Annotated in this window: 15 protein-coding genes and 1 tRNA gene; 4 read left to right on the top strand and 12 right to left on the bottom strand. The window is 62.6% G+C overall.

Going from position 1 to position 16,604, the window contains the following annotated elements:
• Positions 1 to 123: 123 nt before the first annotated feature.
• The 10 genes from PIN31009_RS10230 to PIN31009_RS10185 form a co-directional block, all read right to left on the bottom strand.
• Positions 124 to 1,377: an NADH-quinone oxidoreductase subunit D gene (locus tag PIN31009_RS10230; protein ID WP_150684077.1), complete on the bottom strand. Its 1,254-nt coding sequence runs from the start codon at positions 1,375 to 1,377 to the stop codon at positions 124 to 126.
• Positions 1,378 to 1,386: 9 nt separating this feature from the next.
• Positions 1,387 to 1,986, bottom strand: a complete 600-nt coding sequence (locus PIN31009_RS10225) for an NADH-quinone oxidoreductase subunit C (RefSeq protein WP_058379370.1) — start codon at positions 1,984 to 1,986, stop codon at positions 1,387 to 1,389.
• 11 nt (positions 1,987 to 1,997) lie between these two features.
• Positions 1,998 to 2,477, bottom strand: a complete 480-nt coding sequence (locus tag PIN31009_RS10220; RefSeq protein WP_010807413.1) for a NuoB/complex I 20 kDa subunit family protein — start codon at positions 2,475 to 2,477, stop codon at positions 1,998 to 2,000.
• A 46-nt stretch (positions 2,478 to 2,523) separates the two neighbouring features.
• Positions 2,524 to 2,883, bottom strand: coding sequence for an NADH-quinone oxidoreductase subunit A (locus PIN31009_RS10215; protein ID WP_058379371.1), 360 nt, complete (start codon positions 2,881 to 2,883; stop codon positions 2,524 to 2,526).
• 130 nt (positions 2,884 to 3,013) lie between these two features.
• Positions 3,014 to 3,098: transfer RNA gene (locus tag PIN31009_RS10210), tRNA-Leu, on the bottom strand.
• Positions 3,099 to 3,240: 142 nt separating this feature from the next.
• Complete coding sequence (gene secG / locus PIN31009_RS10205; protein WP_087688196.1) at positions 3,241 to 3,609, bottom strand: preprotein translocase subunit SecG; 369 nt, start codon at positions 3,607 to 3,609, stop codon at positions 3,241 to 3,243.
• A 90-nt stretch (positions 3,610 to 3,699) separates the two neighbouring features.
• Positions 3,700 to 4,467, bottom strand: coding sequence for a triose-phosphate isomerase (gene tpiA, locus PIN31009_RS10200; protein WP_150790293.1), 768 nt, complete (start codon positions 4,465 to 4,467; stop codon positions 3,700 to 3,702).
• A 176-nt stretch (positions 4,468 to 4,643) separates the two neighbouring features.
• Positions 4,644 to 5,648 (bottom strand): NAD(P)H-quinone oxidoreductase, encoded by a 1,005-nt coding sequence (locus PIN31009_RS10195; protein WP_150684076.1) that lies wholly within the window; start codon positions 5,646 to 5,648, stop codon positions 4,644 to 4,646.
• Positions 5,649 to 5,961: 313 nt separating this feature from the next.
• A complete protein-coding gene (locus PIN31009_RS10190) occupies positions 5,962 to 6,333 on the bottom strand; it encodes a LuxR C-terminal-related transcriptional regulator (protein ID WP_150684075.1) in 372 nt (123 codons plus the stop codon).
• A 268-nt stretch (positions 6,334 to 6,601) separates the two neighbouring features.
• A complete protein-coding gene (locus PIN31009_RS10185) occupies positions 6,602 to 8,575 on the bottom strand; it encodes a sensor domain-containing diguanylate cyclase (RefSeq protein ID WP_174997082.1) in 1,974 nt (657 codons plus the stop codon).
• 340 nt (positions 8,576 to 8,915) lie between these two features.
• Between PIN31009_RS10185 and mutS the strand changes: the two genes are divergently transcribed.
• Together mutS and PIN31009_RS10175 are read left to right on the top strand one after the other, a co-directional pair.
• The gene (gene mutS, locus PIN31009_RS10180; protein WP_150790134.1) at positions 8,916 to 11,672 is read left to right on the top strand and encodes a DNA mismatch repair protein MutS; all 2,757 of its coding nucleotides are present in this window, start codon (positions 8,916 to 8,918) and stop codon (positions 11,670 to 11,672) included.
• A gap of 39 nt (positions 11,673 to 11,711) precedes the next feature.
• Positions 11,712 to 13,124 carry a hypothetical protein gene (locus PIN31009_RS10175; RefSeq protein ID WP_150790133.1) on the top strand — a complete coding sequence of 471 codons (1,413 nt, stop codon included), beginning with the start codon at positions 11,712 to 11,714 and terminating at the stop codon, positions 13,122 to 13,124.
• A gap of 158 nt (positions 13,125 to 13,282) precedes the next feature.
• On the opposite strand, the gene PIN31009_RS10170 is transcribed toward PIN31009_RS10175, so the two are convergent.
• Positions 13,283 to 13,810 carry an FKBP-type peptidyl-prolyl cis-trans isomerase gene (locus tag PIN31009_RS10170; protein WP_058379378.1) on the bottom strand — a complete coding sequence of 176 codons (528 nt, stop codon included), beginning with the start codon at positions 13,808 to 13,810 and terminating at the stop codon, positions 13,283 to 13,285.
• A 209-nt stretch (positions 13,811 to 14,019) separates the two neighbouring features.
• Between PIN31009_RS10170 and PIN31009_RS10165 the strand changes: the two genes are divergently transcribed.
• Positions 14,020 to 15,240, top strand: a complete 1,221-nt coding sequence (locus PIN31009_RS10165) for a cupin domain-containing protein (protein ID WP_150790132.1) — start codon at positions 14,020 to 14,022, stop codon at positions 15,238 to 15,240.
• A 179-nt stretch (positions 15,241 to 15,419) separates the two neighbouring features.
• The gene (locus PIN31009_RS27885; RefSeq protein ID WP_170935958.1) at positions 15,420 to 15,680 is read left to right on the top strand and encodes a hypothetical protein; all 261 of its coding nucleotides are present in this window, start codon (positions 15,420 to 15,422) and stop codon (positions 15,678 to 15,680) included.
• Between the two features lie 121 nt (positions 15,681 to 15,801).
• On the opposite strand, the gene PIN31009_RS10155 is transcribed toward PIN31009_RS27885, so the two are convergent.
• A complete protein-coding gene (locus PIN31009_RS10155; RefSeq protein ID WP_087688205.1) occupies positions 15,802 to 16,599 on the bottom strand; it encodes an MBL fold metallo-hydrolase in 798 nt (265 codons plus the stop codon).
• Positions 16,600 to 16,604 lie beyond the last annotated feature (5 nt).

The following is a 16,604-nucleotide window of genomic DNA, read 5'->3' as shown; positions in this document are numbered from 1 at the left end:
GGCAACCGATCATCTCGGTCGCCTGCGACTCACAGGCACGGCAACTAGGAACGGCAACGGTATCGACCTGCGAAACCCTGCCGAATTAAAACCGGTGGGCGCCCGGGGGCGCCCACTGCGCGTTTAGCGATCGATCTCGCCGAACACGATGTCCTGGGTACCGATGATTGCGACAGCATCGGCAATCATGTGACCCTTGGCCATCTCGTCGAGCGCAGAAAGATGGGCGAAGCCCGGCGCACGAATCTTCAAGCGGTACGGCTTGTTAGCGCCGTCCGACACCAGATAGATGCCGAACTCGCCCTTCGGGTGCTCGATCGCGGCATACGTCTCGCCGGCCGGCACGTGGAAGCCTTCGGTGAAGAGCTTGAAATGGTGAATCAGCTCTTCCATGTTCGACTTCATTTCAACGCGCGACGGCGGTGCCACCTTGTGGTTATCCGTGATCACCGGACCCGGATTCTCACGCAGCCACTTCACGCATTGACGCACCAGACTCGCCGACTGGCGCATTTCTTCCACGCGCACCAGATAACGGTCGTAGCAATCGCCTTCCTTGCCCACCGGGATATCGAACTCGAGGCGGTCGTACACTTCGTACGGCTGCTTCTTGCGCAAGTCCCAGGCAATGCCCGAACCGCGCAGCATCGCGCCCGAGAAGCCGAGCTGCAACGCGCGTTCCGGCGACACCACACCGATACCGACCAGACGTTGTTTCCAGATCCGGTTGTCGGTGAGCAGCGTTTCGTACTCGTCGACGCACTTCGGGAAGCGAATCGCGAAGTCTTCGATGAAGTCGAGCAGCGAGCCTTCGCGGGCTTCGTTCATCCGCTTGATGGCGCGCTCGTTGTGGAACTTCGATGCGCGGTACTTCGGCATCGCATCCGGCAGGTCGCGATACACGCCGCCCGGACGGTAGTAAGCCGCGTGCATGCGGGCACCTGAGACGGCCTCGTACACGTCGAACAGGTCTTCGCGCTCACGGAAGGCGTACAGGAACACCGCCATCGCGCCCACGTCGAGTGCGTGGGAACCAATCCACATCAGGTGATTCAGAATCCGCGTGATTTCGTCGAACATCACGCGGATGTATTGTGCGCGAATCGGCACATCGACGCCGATCAGCTTTTCGATCGCCATCACGTAGGCGTGCTCGTTGCACATCATCGAGACGTAGTCCAGACGATCCATGTACGGCACGGATTGCAGGAACGTCTTCGATTCAGCGAGCTTTTCGGTCGCGCGGTGCAGCAGGCCGATGTGCGGATCGGCGCGCTGGATCACTTCGCCATCCAGCTCGAGCACCAGGCGCAGCACGCCGTGCGCTGCCGGGTGCTGCGGACCGAAGTTCAGAGTGTAGTTCTTGATGTCTGCCACAAGGCCACCTTAATGTTTCAGACCGGCGTAATGCTCTTCGCGGATGATGCGCGGCGTAATTTCGCGCGGCTCGATCGTCACCGGTTGATAGATCACCCGCTTCTGCTCGGGGTCGTAACGCATCTCGACATAACCCGACGTCGGGAAGTCCTTGCGGAACGGGTGACCGATGAAGCCGTAGTCCGTCAGAATGCGGCGCAGATCCGGATGGCCTTCGAACACGATACCCACCAGATCGAAAGCTTCGCGCTCGAACCAGTTGGCCGAGCTCCAGACGTCGATCAACGAGGCCACGACCGGCAGGTCGTCATCCGGCGCGAACACACGAACGCGCAGACGCCAGTTGTACGAAATCGAGAGGAGATGCGAGACGGCGGCGTAACGCGGGCCGTCATGGGCACCGTCGCCGTAGGCCGAGTAATCCAGGCCTGCTACGTCCATCAGCTGTTCGAACTTAAGCTCGGGGTGATCGCGCAGCGTGTGCGCCACTTCGAGATAGTCGCTCGCCTTGACCGTCAACGTGAGTTCGTCAAGGGCTTCCACCAACAGCTCGGCGCGGGGGCCAAGCACGTTTTGCAGGGTGGTCTTGAGTTTTTCTAGTGTAGACATGGGCGGTAGCGTTATTTGCGAGCGATCGTCGCAGTCCGCTTGATCTTTGACTGCAACTGAATGATGCCGTAGACAAGCGCTTCGGCCGTCGGCGGACAGCCTGGCACGTAGACATCTACGGGCACGATGCGGTCGCAACCGCGCACCACCGAATACGAATAGTGATAGTAGCCGCCGCCATTGGCGCACGACCCCATCGAGATCACCCAGCGCGGCTCGGCCATCTGGTCGTAGACCTTACGCAGCGCAGGCGCCATCTTGTTGCACAGCGTGCCGGCGACGATCATCACGTCCGACTGACGCGGGCTCGGGCGGAACACCACGCCAAACCGGTCAAGATCGTAACGCGCTGCGCCGGCGTGCATCATTTCGACTGCACAACAAGCGAGACCGAACGTCATCGGCCACAGCGAACCCGTGCGCGTCCAATTGATGAGTTTGTCAGCCGTGGTGGTGACGAACCCTTCGCGCAAAACCCCTTCGATGCTCATATGCTTACCCTGAATCCTTCTGCAATGCTGCTGTCAAACGCCGGCCTTATTCCCAGTCAAGCGCACCGCGCTTCCACAGGAATACGAAACCGATCAGCAACTCAAGCAGGAAACCCATCATGGAGATAAAGCCCACCCAGCCGATATCGCGCAGAGCTACGCCCCACGGAAACAGGAATGCCGTTTCGAGATCGAACAGGATGAAAAGGATGGCGACGAGATAGTAGCGCACATCGAACTTCATGCGCGCGTCTTCGAATGCCTCGAAGCCACACTCGTACGGAGAGAGTTTTTCGCTGTCGGGTTTGTTGGGGCCGAGGAATTTACCGACGCCAATCAGTACCGCCCCAAGACCGCCACCTACCAGAAGAAACAGCAGGACGGGATAATAGGTTCCGAGGTTCAACTCTACCCTCTTTCGGTTAGTTCAAAGAACCGCTCTCGTCGATGGTGTGGGGACCGGAAAGCGGATGAACGGTGAGCACAAAATAAAATGCCAGCCAAAGCATAAACGCAAGGCTGGCATCGTAGAACTGTGGTGCCGACGGCGAGACTCGAACTCGCACAGCTTTCGCCACTACCCCCTCAAGATAGCGTGTCTACCAATTTCACCACGTCGGCATTCATAGTCTGCAATCCGCTGTCACTTACGAATCGCTTCAAGACCGCTATAGTAGCGCTCTTCGGCATTTTGTTCAATGCACAAATCGAATTTTTTTCGATTTTCTTTACCGCTTATTACACGTCAAAAACAGCTTGCCAATTACTTGGGCACGTCTTGCGGATTCGCCACCGAAGCCGGTGCCGGAACGCTCGATGCGCCTGCTGCCGAAGCGGCAACCGGTGCCGTCGCTGCGGGCAAATTACCAAGGACACCGATGCTTGCCTTCGGCTTGTACGAACCCATGTACGTGAGGCCCAGCGTGGTCACGAAGAACACGGCAGCCAATGCCGCCGTCGTGCGCGAAAGGAAGTTGGCGGAGCCCGAAGCACCGAACAAGCTACCCGACGAACCGCTACCGAATGCAGCGCCCATGTCGGCGCCCTTACCATGCTGCAACAACACCAGGCCGATGATGCCCAGCGCCGAAAGCACCTGCACCACGACCAAAAACGTTTTGAACAACCCCATCTCATCACCCGTATAGAAGAATCTGATTTGCGCCGCATTTGCTGCGACGCATCATGACTATTTCGTGCCATTACAAGAATGGCACCGGCATTAGCGCGGCAGACCCGCCTCGCAAATTGCCAGAAAATCGGCTGCCTTCAATGCCGCACCGCCGATCAGACCACCATCGACGTCGGGCATCGCAAACAGTTCGGCCGCATTGTCCGGCTTCACACTGCCGCCGTACAACACCGCCACATCTTCCACGGCCGCGCCCTTTGCGCGCAGCAATGCGCGCAGGTCCGCATGCACTGCCTGCGCCTCGGCCGACGTTGCCGTCTTGCCGGTGCCGATCGCCCAGACCGGCTCGTAGGCAACGACAATCTGCGTGGCTTGTTCTGCGCTCAGCGCCGCCAGCACCGTTTCGAGCTGACGGGTCACCACGGCCTTCGTGTCACCGGCCTCGCGCTCGGCGAGCGTTTCGCCCACGCAGACGATCGGCGTCATGCCCGCGTCGAGCACGCGCAGCGTCTTGGCAGCGACACTCGCATCGGTCTCGCCATGGTACTGGCGACGCTCCGAGTGCCCCACGATGACGAACTGTGCGCCGAACTCGGCAATCATCGGCGCAGCCACTTCGCCCGTGAATGCGCCATTCACTTGCGCCGACACATCCTGCGCGCCATAGCCCAGCGCCTGCCCCGAGAGACGCGCCTGACATTGCGCAAGATAGGGGAACGGCACGCACACCGCGGCGCTCACGCCCGATGCGCTCAATACCGGCGATGCCAGCAGACTGCCCAACAGGGTCTCGTTGCCGGCCAGACTGCCGTGCAGTTTCCAGTTGCCCACGACGAGCTTGCCAGCCTTGCGGCTGATGGTGCGAGCCGAAGCTGCGATAGCAGATGTCACGCCTTCTCCCCCATGCTTATAGACGAAAAACCTCTCATTCTAGTGCGTCTGGGCTATGGGGGTCAATTTCGCCGGACATCGGGCGAGAAAAACCGCATGAATCGGTGCTTTCACGCGAGTTTTACCCGCCCTTCCCCTCCGGCTTACCAAGTCAGCACGATCTTGCCGACGTGGGTGCTGGTTTCCATCAGGGCATGGGCTTTGTCGGCCTGTTCTGCCGGGAATGTCTGGTAAATGACCGGGCGAATCTTGCCAGCGGCGAACAGCGGCCAGACCTTCTCGTGCAACTTTTGGGCAATCGCGGCTTTGAAGGCCACCGAGCGCGGGCGCAGCGTCGAGCCCGTCACCGTCAGGCGGCGGCGCAGCAGCGCGCCCATGTCCAGCGTCGCCTTACTGCCGCCGAGCAGCGCGATGATCGCAATGCGGCCATCGAACGCGAGGGCCTGCACTTCACGCGGCAGATAATCGCCGCCCACCATGTCGAGCACCACGTCCACGCCACGGTCTTGCGTGAGTTCTTTCGCGATGGCGACGAAGTCTTCCGTCTTGTAGTTGATACCGCGCTCGGCGCCGAGCGCTTCGCAGGCACGCGCCTTCTCATCGGAACCGGCCGTTGCGAACACGCGGTGACCGAGCGCCACGGCCAACTGGATCGCCGTCACGCCGATGCCGCTGGTGCCGCCCTGCACGAGCAACGTTTCCTTTTCGCCCGCTTCGGTGTTGCCGAGGTGTGCACGGTCGAACACGTTGCTCCACACAGTGAAGAACGTTTCCGGCAGCGATGCCGCTTCCACGTCGGAGAGGCCATCGGGTACCGGCAAACACTGCGCGAGCGGCGCCGTGCAGTACTCGGCGTAACCGCCGCCCTGCACAAGTGCGCACACGCGCGAGCCGATCTTCAGGCCCCAGCGATTGTCGGCGCCGTCCAGCGAGCCCTCGACAATTTCGCCGGCCACTTCGAGCCCCGGCAGGTCCGACGCGCCCGGCGGCACCGGGTACTGGCCAATGCGTTGCAGCACGTCGGGGCGATTCACACCCGACGCCTTCACCTTGATGAGCACTTCGCCCGGCTTGAGCTCGGGCTTGGCGCGCTCGGTCAGCTTGAGCACTTCGGGTGCGCCGTATTGCGTGATCTCGATCGCTTTCATGTGTCTGTCCTTCTTAGGTACCGGGCGCGTCCCTTGCGGAACGGTCAAATAGGTTCGAGCCGGTACCTTATCACCGACCGCGAATTCGCGTCGGCTCGCACGGTACACGCAGCAGTAATCGAGACGAGAGACGAGAGGCGGGAAAGAGAAAGGCGACACCGGGCAATCGCTGTGTGACTGGCGCGTCGCGACGCCATCACGAAGATCGCGTCCGACGCGCCGGGTTAGGTCCGAATGGCACACTCGCGCACCGACATTGCATCGGCACACCGGCGCACTCCTTTTTAGTTCGACAGGCGCTCAGGTAACACCCTCAGACAGCGCCCTCAGTACCCTCATCGACCAGCCCGTACCGCACGGCGTAGCCGATCAATTCCGCACAGTCCCCGAGCGCGAGCTTGTGCAGAATTTGCATGACATGCGACGTTACCGTTCGCTCACTCAGATGCAGCGCGTGAGCGACCTCATTGACGGCGAGGCCGTCGACCAACATGTGGAACACTTCGTTTTCACGAACGGACAGGCTCTCGTGTCTTGTCTCGTTCCCGGTGGCATCGGTATCGAGCCGCGCACGCGGCCTCCGATGCGATGTCCGCGGCGGCTCACGGCGCGACCCCGCTTCGCGCCACCCTGCGTCAGAAGCCGCCCGCGTGACTACCCGGCTTCGTCCGCCCTCGAGTTTCATGCTTGCCTCCTGGTCGATCACTTCCCCACGCCCGGACCGTCTGTCGCAGTCCGCTACAAACGGATGGCGTCACGTATTGTGCGTCAGACAATTTGTGTTCGTAACTACACGGAAGCTGATCGCCGGAGCGCTATCGATTGGCCGCGACTAATGCGCGATAAGGCAAGACACAGAGATGACAAGGACAACTCGCGCGGACACTGGCACCCCCGGTGAGCGCTGACTCACCGTGAATGTTTTGCATCGCACTCAGTGACAGCGCACCGACCTACAACGATCGTGCCGATGCACCAACACTGAACACGAAGCGGCCGCGGCCGCCGTGCTTCGCGTCGTACAGCGCGCGGTCGGCGTCCTGAAACAGCATGTCCGCTGTCTTGTCTTCGCCGCAGGCCACCATCGCCACGCCGATGCAAGCACCCACTCCCACATCGCCGACCGAGAGTGCCATCGGACGCGACGCGACTTCGAGAATCGCCTTTGCAGCCCGTTCGACATCCTTCACATCGTGGATGTCACGCATGATGAGCGCAAACTCGTCGCCCCCGAAACGGGCGATGTCGTCGCTCTCGCGCACGCAAGCCACGAGGCGCTTGGCCAGACGCCGCAGCAGTTCGTCACCCAGCGCGTGCCCCCAAGTGTCGTTGACCAGCTTGAAGCGATCGAGATCGACGAACAGCAGCGCTTGCGCCCCTGCCCCCTCACGCGCCCGGCGCACGGCGGCGGCCAGCGCCTGATCGAAGCCCTTTCGATTGAGCAGCCCGGTCAGGTGATCGGTATGCGACTCGCGCCGCCAGCGTCGCTCATTGGAGCGCTCGATCGTGATGTCGCGTACGAACACGTGCACCCCGACCAGCGCATTGTTCGCCGCCCATTCCGGCTGATAACTCACTTCGAAGCAGCGATACTCGTTGTTCTCGCCGAAATCCCAGACGAACGTGGCGGCTTCCCCCGCATACGCGCGCGCAAGGTACGGCGCGAACTCGCGATAGAGCAACGCGCCGAGCAAATCCTGCGCTGTCGATCCGAGAATTTGTTCGCGGGAACGGCGCAGACGCACCTCACAGGCCCGGTTCACAAATGCGAAACGCTCCTCGCCGTCGAGAAACGCCACCAGAAACGGCACCCGGTCGGCGATTTCCTGCATACGCCGCACATTGGCGCGCGCCGCTTCGCGCGACGACTCCAGCGCCTCCGTGCGGTCGCCCAGACGCTCCATCATGTCGCGAAACGCATTCGCCAACGCACCGATCTCGTCGGCACGCTGCACCGGTAACGACTGGATGGCACGCAGATCGCTCGCGCTGCGCGTCACCAGATCGCGCAACGTGTCGATCGGACGCAGCATGCGGCGCGCCACCCACCACATCACGAATGCCGCAATGGCGATGGCCGCGATGGCGAGCATCACCACGCGACGCCGCACACGAGCGAGCGGGTCGAAGGCTTCCGCCCCCGGCAACACCGCGACCAGCGACCACCCGGCCGTCGACATCGACGCGCGCGCTACCAGCGGATGCATGTGCACGAGATCATGGGAACCGGCGTCGCGCACACCGCACAGCGTCTGCTCGGGGCCGACGGCGGTGAGTATCTTCGTCACGTCGGCCTGAATGACGTAGCGGGCCGGCGTTTCGTTCGTGATCAGGCAATAGCGGCCCGTGTCGCCGACCGCGTTGCTCGCCAGATCGACGATGAAGTTCTGCCGCAGTAAATTGACCGCCCCGCCCACCACAGCTGTGAGCCGCCCGTCGGCATCGCGCACGGGCACGGCCAGCACAACGCCGGGCGAGCGCGTGATCTTGCCGGCAATCAAACCGGAGATCGCCTGCGGCGCACCACCGAGCAGTGCCTTGAAATAGTCGCGGTCTGCAACGTTGATGGGCGTGGCGGGGAAAGTCGAGTCGTAGATCACACGGCCATCGGGGGCCGCGACGAACAAGGTATTGAAGGTCTCGGGCATCGACACCGACGCGTTGGCAAACGCATCGAGCTGTGCGGGGGTCATCGCATACGGATTGCCGAGGTGACGCGAAATGCGATGCAACGCGAGATACTTCGCGCGCACCTTGTCGTCGAGCTGATCGGCGACGAGCTTGACCTGATTGTCGAGTTGGGCCTGCAACGAGCTGCGCAACTCTCCGTAGACGAAAAACTCAATACCGACGGCGACGCCGACGATCAATATCATCGAGACGAGCGCCGTCGTGGCCGCAACCCGTCCCTTCAACGTCTTCACCATACCGACCCGTGCGAGAGTAGCTAGTCTTGCTTCTTGTTTATTTTTGCGAGAGCTTACCACCCGAAACGGCACAGTTTTGGGAAACTTGAGCAAAATTCGCCGCGTTCGTGTAACAGTCTCATCGGCACCTAAAGTGGGCATCGAGACATCGTCCGTCACGAGCGAGACCGAACCCGTCGTAAAATTGCGCATCCAACGCGCCAGATGGGTGCGAAATGAGGTGTGCCGAGGTGTGCTGAAGTCAACGGAACCCGGCCCGGCGCGCCCCATGACCGCACCCACTTGGCCACGCTAACCAGCCTCACCCCGAATTCAGTCGCTTCGACCCGATTTTTCTTTCATGACGAGCACCCAAGTCCAAGCCACCCCCGCCCCCGCCGCAGCGCCAATGACGCCGATGATGCAGCAGTACAGCCGCATCAAAGCCGATCACCCGAACATGCTCGTCTTCTATCGCATGGGCGATTTCTACGAGCTGTTTCACGACGATGCGGTGAAGGCGGCGCGCCTGCTCGATCTGACGCTGACCGCGCGCGGCCAGTCGGGCGGCCAGCCGATTCGCATGGCCGGCGTGCCGCACCATGCCGTGGAGCAGTATCTCGGCAAGCTGGTCAAGCTCGGCGAGTCCGTGGCCATCTGCGAGCAGATCGGCGACCCTGCGACCTCCAAGGGCCCGGTGGAGCGCAAGGTCGTGCGCATTGTCACGCCCGGCACGCTCACCGATGCGGCCCTGCTCAGCGACAAGCTCGATCAGTACCTGCTGGCCGTGCAACTGCCCCCGGCCGTCTCATCGACCTCAGCGGCCGCCGCACGGCGCGCGGGCGAACGCCTCGCCGGTCTGGCATGGCTGTCGCTCGCGAGTGGCGAACTGCGTCTGATGGAAGTGGCCACCGACAAGCTCGCACGCGAGCTAGAACGCATTCGGCCGGCCGAGACGCTCGTGCCCGATAGCGCGTTGGAGGCCCTCGAAGGTCTCTCGCTCGGCACCACCACGCGCGTGCCCGACTGGCATTTCGACACCGCTGCCGGTACGCAGCGACTGCGCGATCAACTAGGCGTGGCGAGCCTGACGGCCTTCGGCTGCGACGGCCTGAACCCGGCGCTTGGCGCCGCGGGTGCATTGCTGCAATACGCAGCCGCGACACAGGGTCAGTCGCTGCGCCATGTGCAAAATCTGAACGTGGAGCGAGAAGCCGCCTATATTGGGCTGGACGCCGCCACCCGCCGCAATCTTGAACTGACCGAGACGCTGCGCGGCACCGAATCGCCCACGCTGCTCTCGCTGCTCGACACCTGCGGCACCACGATGGGCAGCCGTCTGATGCGTCACTGGCTGCATCACCCGATGCGCGATCAGCAAGTACCGCAGGCCCGCCATGAGGCCATCGCGACGCTGCTCGAAGGCCCCGGCGCATGGCGCGCGCTGAGCGGCGAACTGCGTCATGTGGCCGACGTGGAACGCATTACGGCACGCCTCGCGCTGCTCACGGCCCGCCCGCGCGATCTGTCGAGCCTGCGCGACGCGCTGCGCCGTCTGCCCGAACTGCACGTGACGCTGCGCGCTGTCGAAGAGCGCTCGCCGCTGCTGGCCATGCTGCATGAAGACCTCGCCATTCCCGAGGCATCGCTCGCCTTGCTGACCGGCGCCATCGCGGAAGAACCGGCAGTCATGCTGCGCGACGGTGGCGTGATTGCGCGCGGTTACGACGCCGATCTCGACGAATTGCGCGACATCTCGGAGAACTGCGGTCAGTTTCTGGTCGATCTCGAAGTGCGCGAGCGTGCCCGTACCGGCATCAACAACCTGCGCGTCGAGTTCAACAAGGTGCATGGCTTCTATATCGAAGTCACGCGCGGCCAGACCGACAAGGTGCCCGACGACTACCGTCGCCGCCAGACGCTCAAGAATGCCGAGCGCTACATCACGCCGGAACTCAAGACGTTCGAAGACAAGGCCCTCTCCGCGCAAGAGCGCTCGCTCGCCCGCGAGAAGGTGCTTTACGAAGCGCTGTTGCAGGAATTGCTGCCGCATATCGCCGAATTCAAACGCATTGCGCAGGCACTCGCGCAACTCGACGTACTTGCCGCCCTCGCCGAGCGCGCGGAAACGCTGGGCTGGGTCAAGCCCGATCTGATCGCCGAGCGCGTGGTGGATATCCGTCAGGGCCGCCACCCGGTGGTCGAGCAGCAGGTCGAGCGCTTCATCGCGAACGACTGCTCGCTGGGCGACGCGCGCCGCCTGCTGTTGATCACCGGCCCGAACATGGGCGGTAAATCGACGTTCATGCGCCAGACCGCGCTCATCGCGCTGCTCGCGTATGTGGGCTGCTACGTGCCGGCGGAATCCGTGCGGCTTGGGCCGCTCGACGCGATCTTCACGCGTATCGGCGCGTCGGACGACCTCGCGGGCGGACGCTCTACGTTCATGGTGGAGATGACCGAATCGGCGGCGATTCTGCACACGGCCACCGATCAGAGTCTCGTGTTGATGGACGAAATCGGGCGCGGCACGTCGACCTTCGACGGTCTCGCACTCGCGTGGGCTATCGCACGTCATCTGCTCGGGCACAACCGCTCGTACACCTTGTTCGCCACGCACTATTTCGAATTGACGCAACTGCCCGACGAGTTCCCGCAATGCGCCAACGTGCACTTGTCGGCCGTGGAACACGGCGAAGGCATCGTGTTCCTGCACGCCGTGCAGGATGGCCCGGCCAGCCAGAGCTACGGGCTTCAGGTTGCGCAACTCGCGGGGGTGCCGATGCCGGTGATTCGTGCGGCGCGCAAACATCTGGCGCTGCTTGAACAGCAGGCACTCGATCCGTCGGCACCGCAGCTCGACTTGTTCGCACCGCGTGCCGTGGTCGATCACGACAGCGATGAAGACGATGCGCGCAACGACGTCGATGCGATCGACGGGGTTACCGCCGATGGGCGTCATGCGGCACAGCACACGTTGGCGCCTGCGCTCGATCCGGCCGCCGAGGCCACGCTGGCACGACTGGCCGGCATCGATCCGGACGATCTGCGTCCGCGTGAAGCGCTGGATCTGCTGTACGAGCTGCGCGGCCTGTTGGCCGGCCGCCCGTCGAACTGACCGCGAACCGACCAGTCACTGAGGCAACCAAGCCACTTCATGTCGAGCCCTCGTCACTTGCACCTCCTTCGCATCGCACGCTTCGGCAGCACCGGCCGGGCTTGCGTTGCGCTGGTCATGCTCGCGCTCGTGACAGGGCCGGCGCCGACGACGGCAGCAACGACAGCCACAGCGACAGCCGCGCAGAGTGGCCGCTCGCACGCGGTCGCGAAAACGTCCGCCAAGGCCGCCCCAAAGCTGCCGCCGTTCGAATTCGCGGTGCTGGGCAATACGCCGTTCGGCAACACGGAAGTGCCGGTCGTGCGCAGCGTGCTGGCCACCATCGGCGATGGCCCGGCGGCATTCGTCGTGCATGCGGGCAACTTCAAGGGACCGACGGAGTCCTGCCGCGACGAACTCATCACGGAGCGGATCAACCTGCTCTCCAGTTCGCCCAAGCCACTCATCTACGTACCGGGCGCGAACGACTGGGCCGACTGTCAGCGTGCGGCCGACGGTAGCTATAACCCGATTGAACGGCTCGACTTCCTGCGCGATCGGGCCTTCGGCAACGACGACGTGCTGGGGCCGGGGCCCGTCGGACACGCGCAATTCGATCTCACGCGTCAGAGCGATATGGCGCGCTTTCGGCAGTATCACGAGAACGTGCGTTGGTTCTATCGCGGCATCGTGTTCGTCGGCCTGAATCTGCCCGGGAACAACAATAATTACCGCTCGGCCGGCGGGCGCAACGGCGAGTTCGAAGACCGCGTGATTGCGACGCGCGTCTGGTTACAGCACGCCCTCGTGTATGCGCAGCAGAAGGACGCGCTTGGCATGGTCATCGTCGTGCAGGCCGATCCGGAATTCGAACCGGCGCGCGGCGGCGGCCTGCGCGGGATGTTCTCGGAGCGCAACGAGCGGCGAGGCGTCGATGGGTACAAGGACTTTCGCGTGCAGTTGCAGAAGCTCGCAAGCCGGTTCAAGGCGCCGATGCTGCTCATCGACAGCGGCAAGACCCTGCACCTGACGCAGCCGCTGCGAGACGTGCACGGCGCGGTGGTCAAATCGTTCACACAGGTGAGTACGTACGGCACGCCAACCGTGAACCGCTGGGTGCGCGTGCGGGTGGATCCGGGCACTGCGCAGGTGTTCAGCGTCGATAGCGTGCTGCTGCCCGCCAACAGCGCGGCGGCAAGTGTGCAGAAGAGCAATGGCCCGGCGGCATCGCGCGGGATTAACCCGTCCCCAGAGACGGGCCTCGGCGGCGACGGATCAGGGCCTTACGGCCCGTATGGCGCGCCCTATTCCACGCTGTATCCGGCGTCCGGCGCTGCAATCAATAGCTCGGACCCGAATCAGGGCGTCACGCCGCTGGGGCCGTCGCTAATGCCGGGCTTAATACCGGGAACAGCGCCGGGCTTAACGCCGAGCGATAAGCCCGTCACCCGCGCCCCCGCACGCGACGACTGACCGGCAACGGGCGGCAAATCACTTTTCACGAATCGAAACGGAAAACGCCGGACCCGGCGCACTGCATCCGCAGTGCACCGGTCCGGCGAATTCGTTCTGGCGACTCGCGCTCGCCGTCGCCCGACACCCGTTAGCGGGGCGCGTGCGACGCAGCCAGCTTAGTGAATCGTGGGGGCGTCGTCTTCGTCTTCGTCGACGATCTCGAGACCCGTTGCGCCGTGCGCATGCTGGTGCTCGATTTCTTCTTCCGTCGCGGGACGCACGTCCGTCACCTTCAGGTCGAAGCGCAGCGCCATGCCGGCCAGCGGGTGGTTCCCGTCGAGCACGACCTTGTCGTCGGCCACATCGGTCACCGTGTAGATGAACGTGTCGCCTTCTTCGTCGCCATCTTCCGGCGTGCCTTCGAACTGCATGCCGACTTCGAGCGGATCCGGGAAACGGCTACGCTCTTCGACCTTGATCATCTCGGGATCGTAGTCGCCGAATGCATCGGCCGGTTCCAGTTGCAGTTGCGTGGCGTAGCCGACGTCCTGACCATCGAGCGCTTCCTCGATTTTGGGGAACGTGCCATCATAGCCGCCGTGCAGGTAGACCATCGGCTCGGCGCCGCTTTCTTCAATCAGGTTGCCCTGAGCGTCCGACAACGAGTACGTCACCGACACGACAGTATTCTTTTCGATCTTCATCAAACTCTCCGAAAAACAGCCCGCATTATACGCGGACCTGCGTGAGCGCAACCTGACGGCGAGCCAATGACCGATCGACAAGGGTTTTGCGCCCCGCCAGCGCGGCTATACAGCGGCTAAACGGCAACTAAACAGCTGATTTGCCCGCACCGCTCGAACACCGCACATTGCGCCGACAGCTCCCGACCCGACGCACCAACGACCTACGCATGACGACATCCAAGCCCACATCGACGCTGCTCGGCGGCCTCACGCCAGACGCTTTCATGAAGCGTTACTGGCACAAGCGCCCGCTGCTCATCCGCCAGGCCATTCCCGGCTTCACCGCCCCGCTATCGCGCGAAGCGCTGTTTGCGCTCGCCGCGCAGGACGATGTCGAGTCGCGTCTCGTGAGCCTCTCCCGCAAGCGCTGGCAACTCGATCACGGCCCGTTCGACGCCGACGATCTGCCGCCGCTCACGCGCAAGCAGTGGACGCTGCTGGTGCAGGGCGTCAACCTGCACGCTGGCGCCGTCGACGCGCTCATGCAACAGTTTCGCTTCATTCCCGATGCTCGTCTCGACGACGTGATGATCAGCTACGCCACCGACGGCGGCGGCGTTGGCCCGCATCTCGATTCGTACGACGTGTTCCTGCTGCAAGCGCACGGCAAACGCCGCTGGCGCATCGGGCCGCAACGCGACACCACGTGGCAGGAAGGCGTGCCGCTGCGCATTCTCAAACACTTCGAAGCCGAAGAAGAATGGGTACTCGAACCCGGCGACATGCTGTACCTGCCGCCCGGCTACGCCCACGACGGTGTGGCCGAAGGCGAATGCATGACGTACTCGATCGGCTTTCGCGCGCCGCTCGAGCAAGAGATGCTTCAGAACTTTCTATATCACCTCGCGGAAAACGCGCCGGAACTCTCATTTTCCCGGCATTTCGCTGGCCGATACGCCGACCCGCATCAACCCGCCGTCAAACACCCCGCTGCACTGCCGGATGCCATGATCGACACGCTGGTCTCACAGCTCGAGAAAGTGCGCTGGGGGCAAAAGGAAGTGGAAGATTTTCTTGGACGCTGGCTCAGCGAGCCGAAGTCGCATGTGTTTTTCGACGCGCCCGATGCGCCGTTAACACCGGCACGCTTTGCGCGTGCGGCCGCGACACGAGGTGTAGCACTCTCTGCGAAGACGCAATTGTTGTATCGACGCAACCGATACTACGTTAACGGCGAACCGCTCGAAGTGCCCGTCAATGCGCGATCGACGTTACGGCGACTTGCCGATCATCGAACGCTGGACGCGAGTGAATGTGCGAATTTCGAGCAAAATGACCAAGAAATCGCCGAAATTCTGTACGATTGGTACGCCTCGGGCTGGTTACTTCTTGGGCCGGATACACCGATCGTGCGAAAGTTGCGCACGGTAAGGAAAAAAGCGGGGTAAATGCGCGAGATAGACGTGACGCCTTGGGGAAAACCCAATATAATTTCTCGCCAAGCAGCTTGCATGACCAAGGGTAATCCTCAATTGCCAATGTCTCGCAATCGGCTTTGCGCTGGCAAGAGCGTATTACCGTAACTAATTATTCATTCGCTTGTCTTCTACCATAAAAGGACGTGATCATGAAGAAGTCTCTCCTCGTCGCTTCGTTGTTGGCTGCTATGGCTCTGACCGCCTGCGGCAAGAAGGAAGAAGCCGCTGCTCCGGCCGCTGACGCTGCCGCTTCGGCTGCTACGGCTGCTTCGGACGCTGCTTCGGCTGCTGGCGCTGCTGCTGACTCGGCTGCTTCGGCTGCCGGTGCTGCTGCTGACACGGCCGCTTCGGCTGCTGGTGCTGCTGCTGACGCCGTTGCTTCGGCTGCTGACGCTGCTGCCAGCAAGTAAGCTCTCGCTGCCGCAAGGCAGTTGAGTAAAAAAAGCCGGTCTTTCGACCGGCTTTTTTATTGCCCCGCGCATTTGTCGATCAATGACCTCCCGGTCAAGACGACGCGCACACGTCACACGGCTAACACGTCAGCCAGTCGAATCCGCCCGCTTGCGTCGCCACCAAAATCTCCGTGGCCGCCGCACCGATGACCGCCGACATCGCCGCCATCGCCAGCTCAGGCGTATTGTTCTGCTCGCTCAGGTGAGCGCAAATCACCCGCTGCAATTTCTCACGATCGATCGCCGCCAGAATCTCTGCCGCCGTGTCGTTGGCCAGATGCCCGTACGTGCCGCCGATTCGCGCTTTGAGCGATGCCGGATACTTGCTGTTCGCCAGCATCTCTCGATCGTGATTGCATTCGAGCACCAACGCATCGCAGCCGCCGAGCGTCGCGATCAGATGTGCCGTCGCGCAGCCGGCGTCCGTGAGCACACCCAAACGGCGCGCGCCATCGGAGAAGACAAATTGCAGGGGCTCACGCGCGTCGTGAGGCACCGTGTAGGGCGCCAGTTCGATGCCGCCTACGGCGACCCGCTCATCGGAGCGGCACCAGCGCACGAGCGCCAGACCATCGTCACTATCGCCTTTGCGCGCGGCATGTGCCTTGACGGCTTGCCCCGTGCCCCAGCTCATGATGAGCGGGATGCGATGTTTGCGAGAGAGGGAGAGTGCACTGCCGATGTGATCGGCGTGTTCATGCGTGATGACGATGGCATCGAGTGAAGCCACGTCGACCGAGCGTGCCAGCAGGCGCCGCTCGATCTCTCGCATCGAGAATCCGCAATCGAGGAGGATACGTGTGGTGGAGGCGCCTTCCGACGCCTCCACCAGCAGGGCATTACCTTCGCTGCCGCTGCCCAGACTGGCGAACCGCACGCCCC

This window comes from Pandoraea iniqua, from assembly GCF_902459685.1.
In the GTDB taxonomy this organism is placed as follows: Bacteria; Pseudomonadota; Gammaproteobacteria; order Burkholderiales; family Burkholderiaceae; genus Pandoraea; species Pandoraea iniqua.
The sequence above is the reverse complement of the archived record's forward strand: the minus strand, read 5'-3'. Positions and strand labels throughout refer to the sequence as shown.

Coding starts and splice junctions, on each gene's coding strand:
- PIN31009_RS10225 (WP_058379370.1), bottom strand. CDS start 1,986: ATGTCTACACTAGAAAAACTCAAGACCACCCTGCAAAACGTGCTTGGC.
- PIN31009_RS10220 (WP_010807413.1), bottom strand. CDS start 2,477: ATGAGCATCGAAGGGGTTTTGCGCGAAGGGTTCGTCACCACCACGGCT.
- secG (WP_087688196.1), bottom strand. CDS start 3,609: ATGGGGTTGTTCAAAACGTTTTTGGTCGTGGTGCAGGTGCTTTCGGCG.
- PIN31009_RS10195 (WP_150684076.1), bottom strand. CDS start 5,648: ATGAAAGCGATCGAGATCACGCAATACGGCGCACCCGAAGTGCTCAAG.
- PIN31009_RS10190 (WP_150684075.1), bottom strand. CDS start 6,333: ATGAAACTCGAGGGCGGACGAAGCCGGGTAGTCACGCGGGCGGCTTCT.
- PIN31009_RS10185 (WP_174997082.1), bottom strand. CDS start 8,575: ATGGTGAAGACGTTGAAGGGACGGGTTGCGGCCACGACGGCGCTCGTC.
- mutS (WP_150790134.1), top strand. CDS start 8,916: ATGACGAGCACCCAAGTCCAAGCCACCCCCGCCCCCGCCGCAGCGCCA.
- PIN31009_RS10175 (WP_150790133.1), top strand. CDS start 11,712: ATGTCGAGCCCTCGTCACTTGCACCTCCTTCGCATCGCACGCTTCGGC.
- PIN31009_RS10170 (WP_058379378.1), bottom strand. CDS start 13,810: ATGAAGATCGAAAAGAATACTGTCGTGTCGGTGACGTACTCGTTGTCG.
- PIN31009_RS10165 (WP_150790132.1), top strand. CDS start 14,020: ATGACGACATCCAAGCCCACATCGACGCTGCTCGGCGGCCTCACGCCA.
- PIN31009_RS27885 (WP_170935958.1), top strand. CDS start 15,420: ATGAAGAAGTCTCTCCTCGTCGCTTCGTTGTTGGCTGCTATGGCTCTG.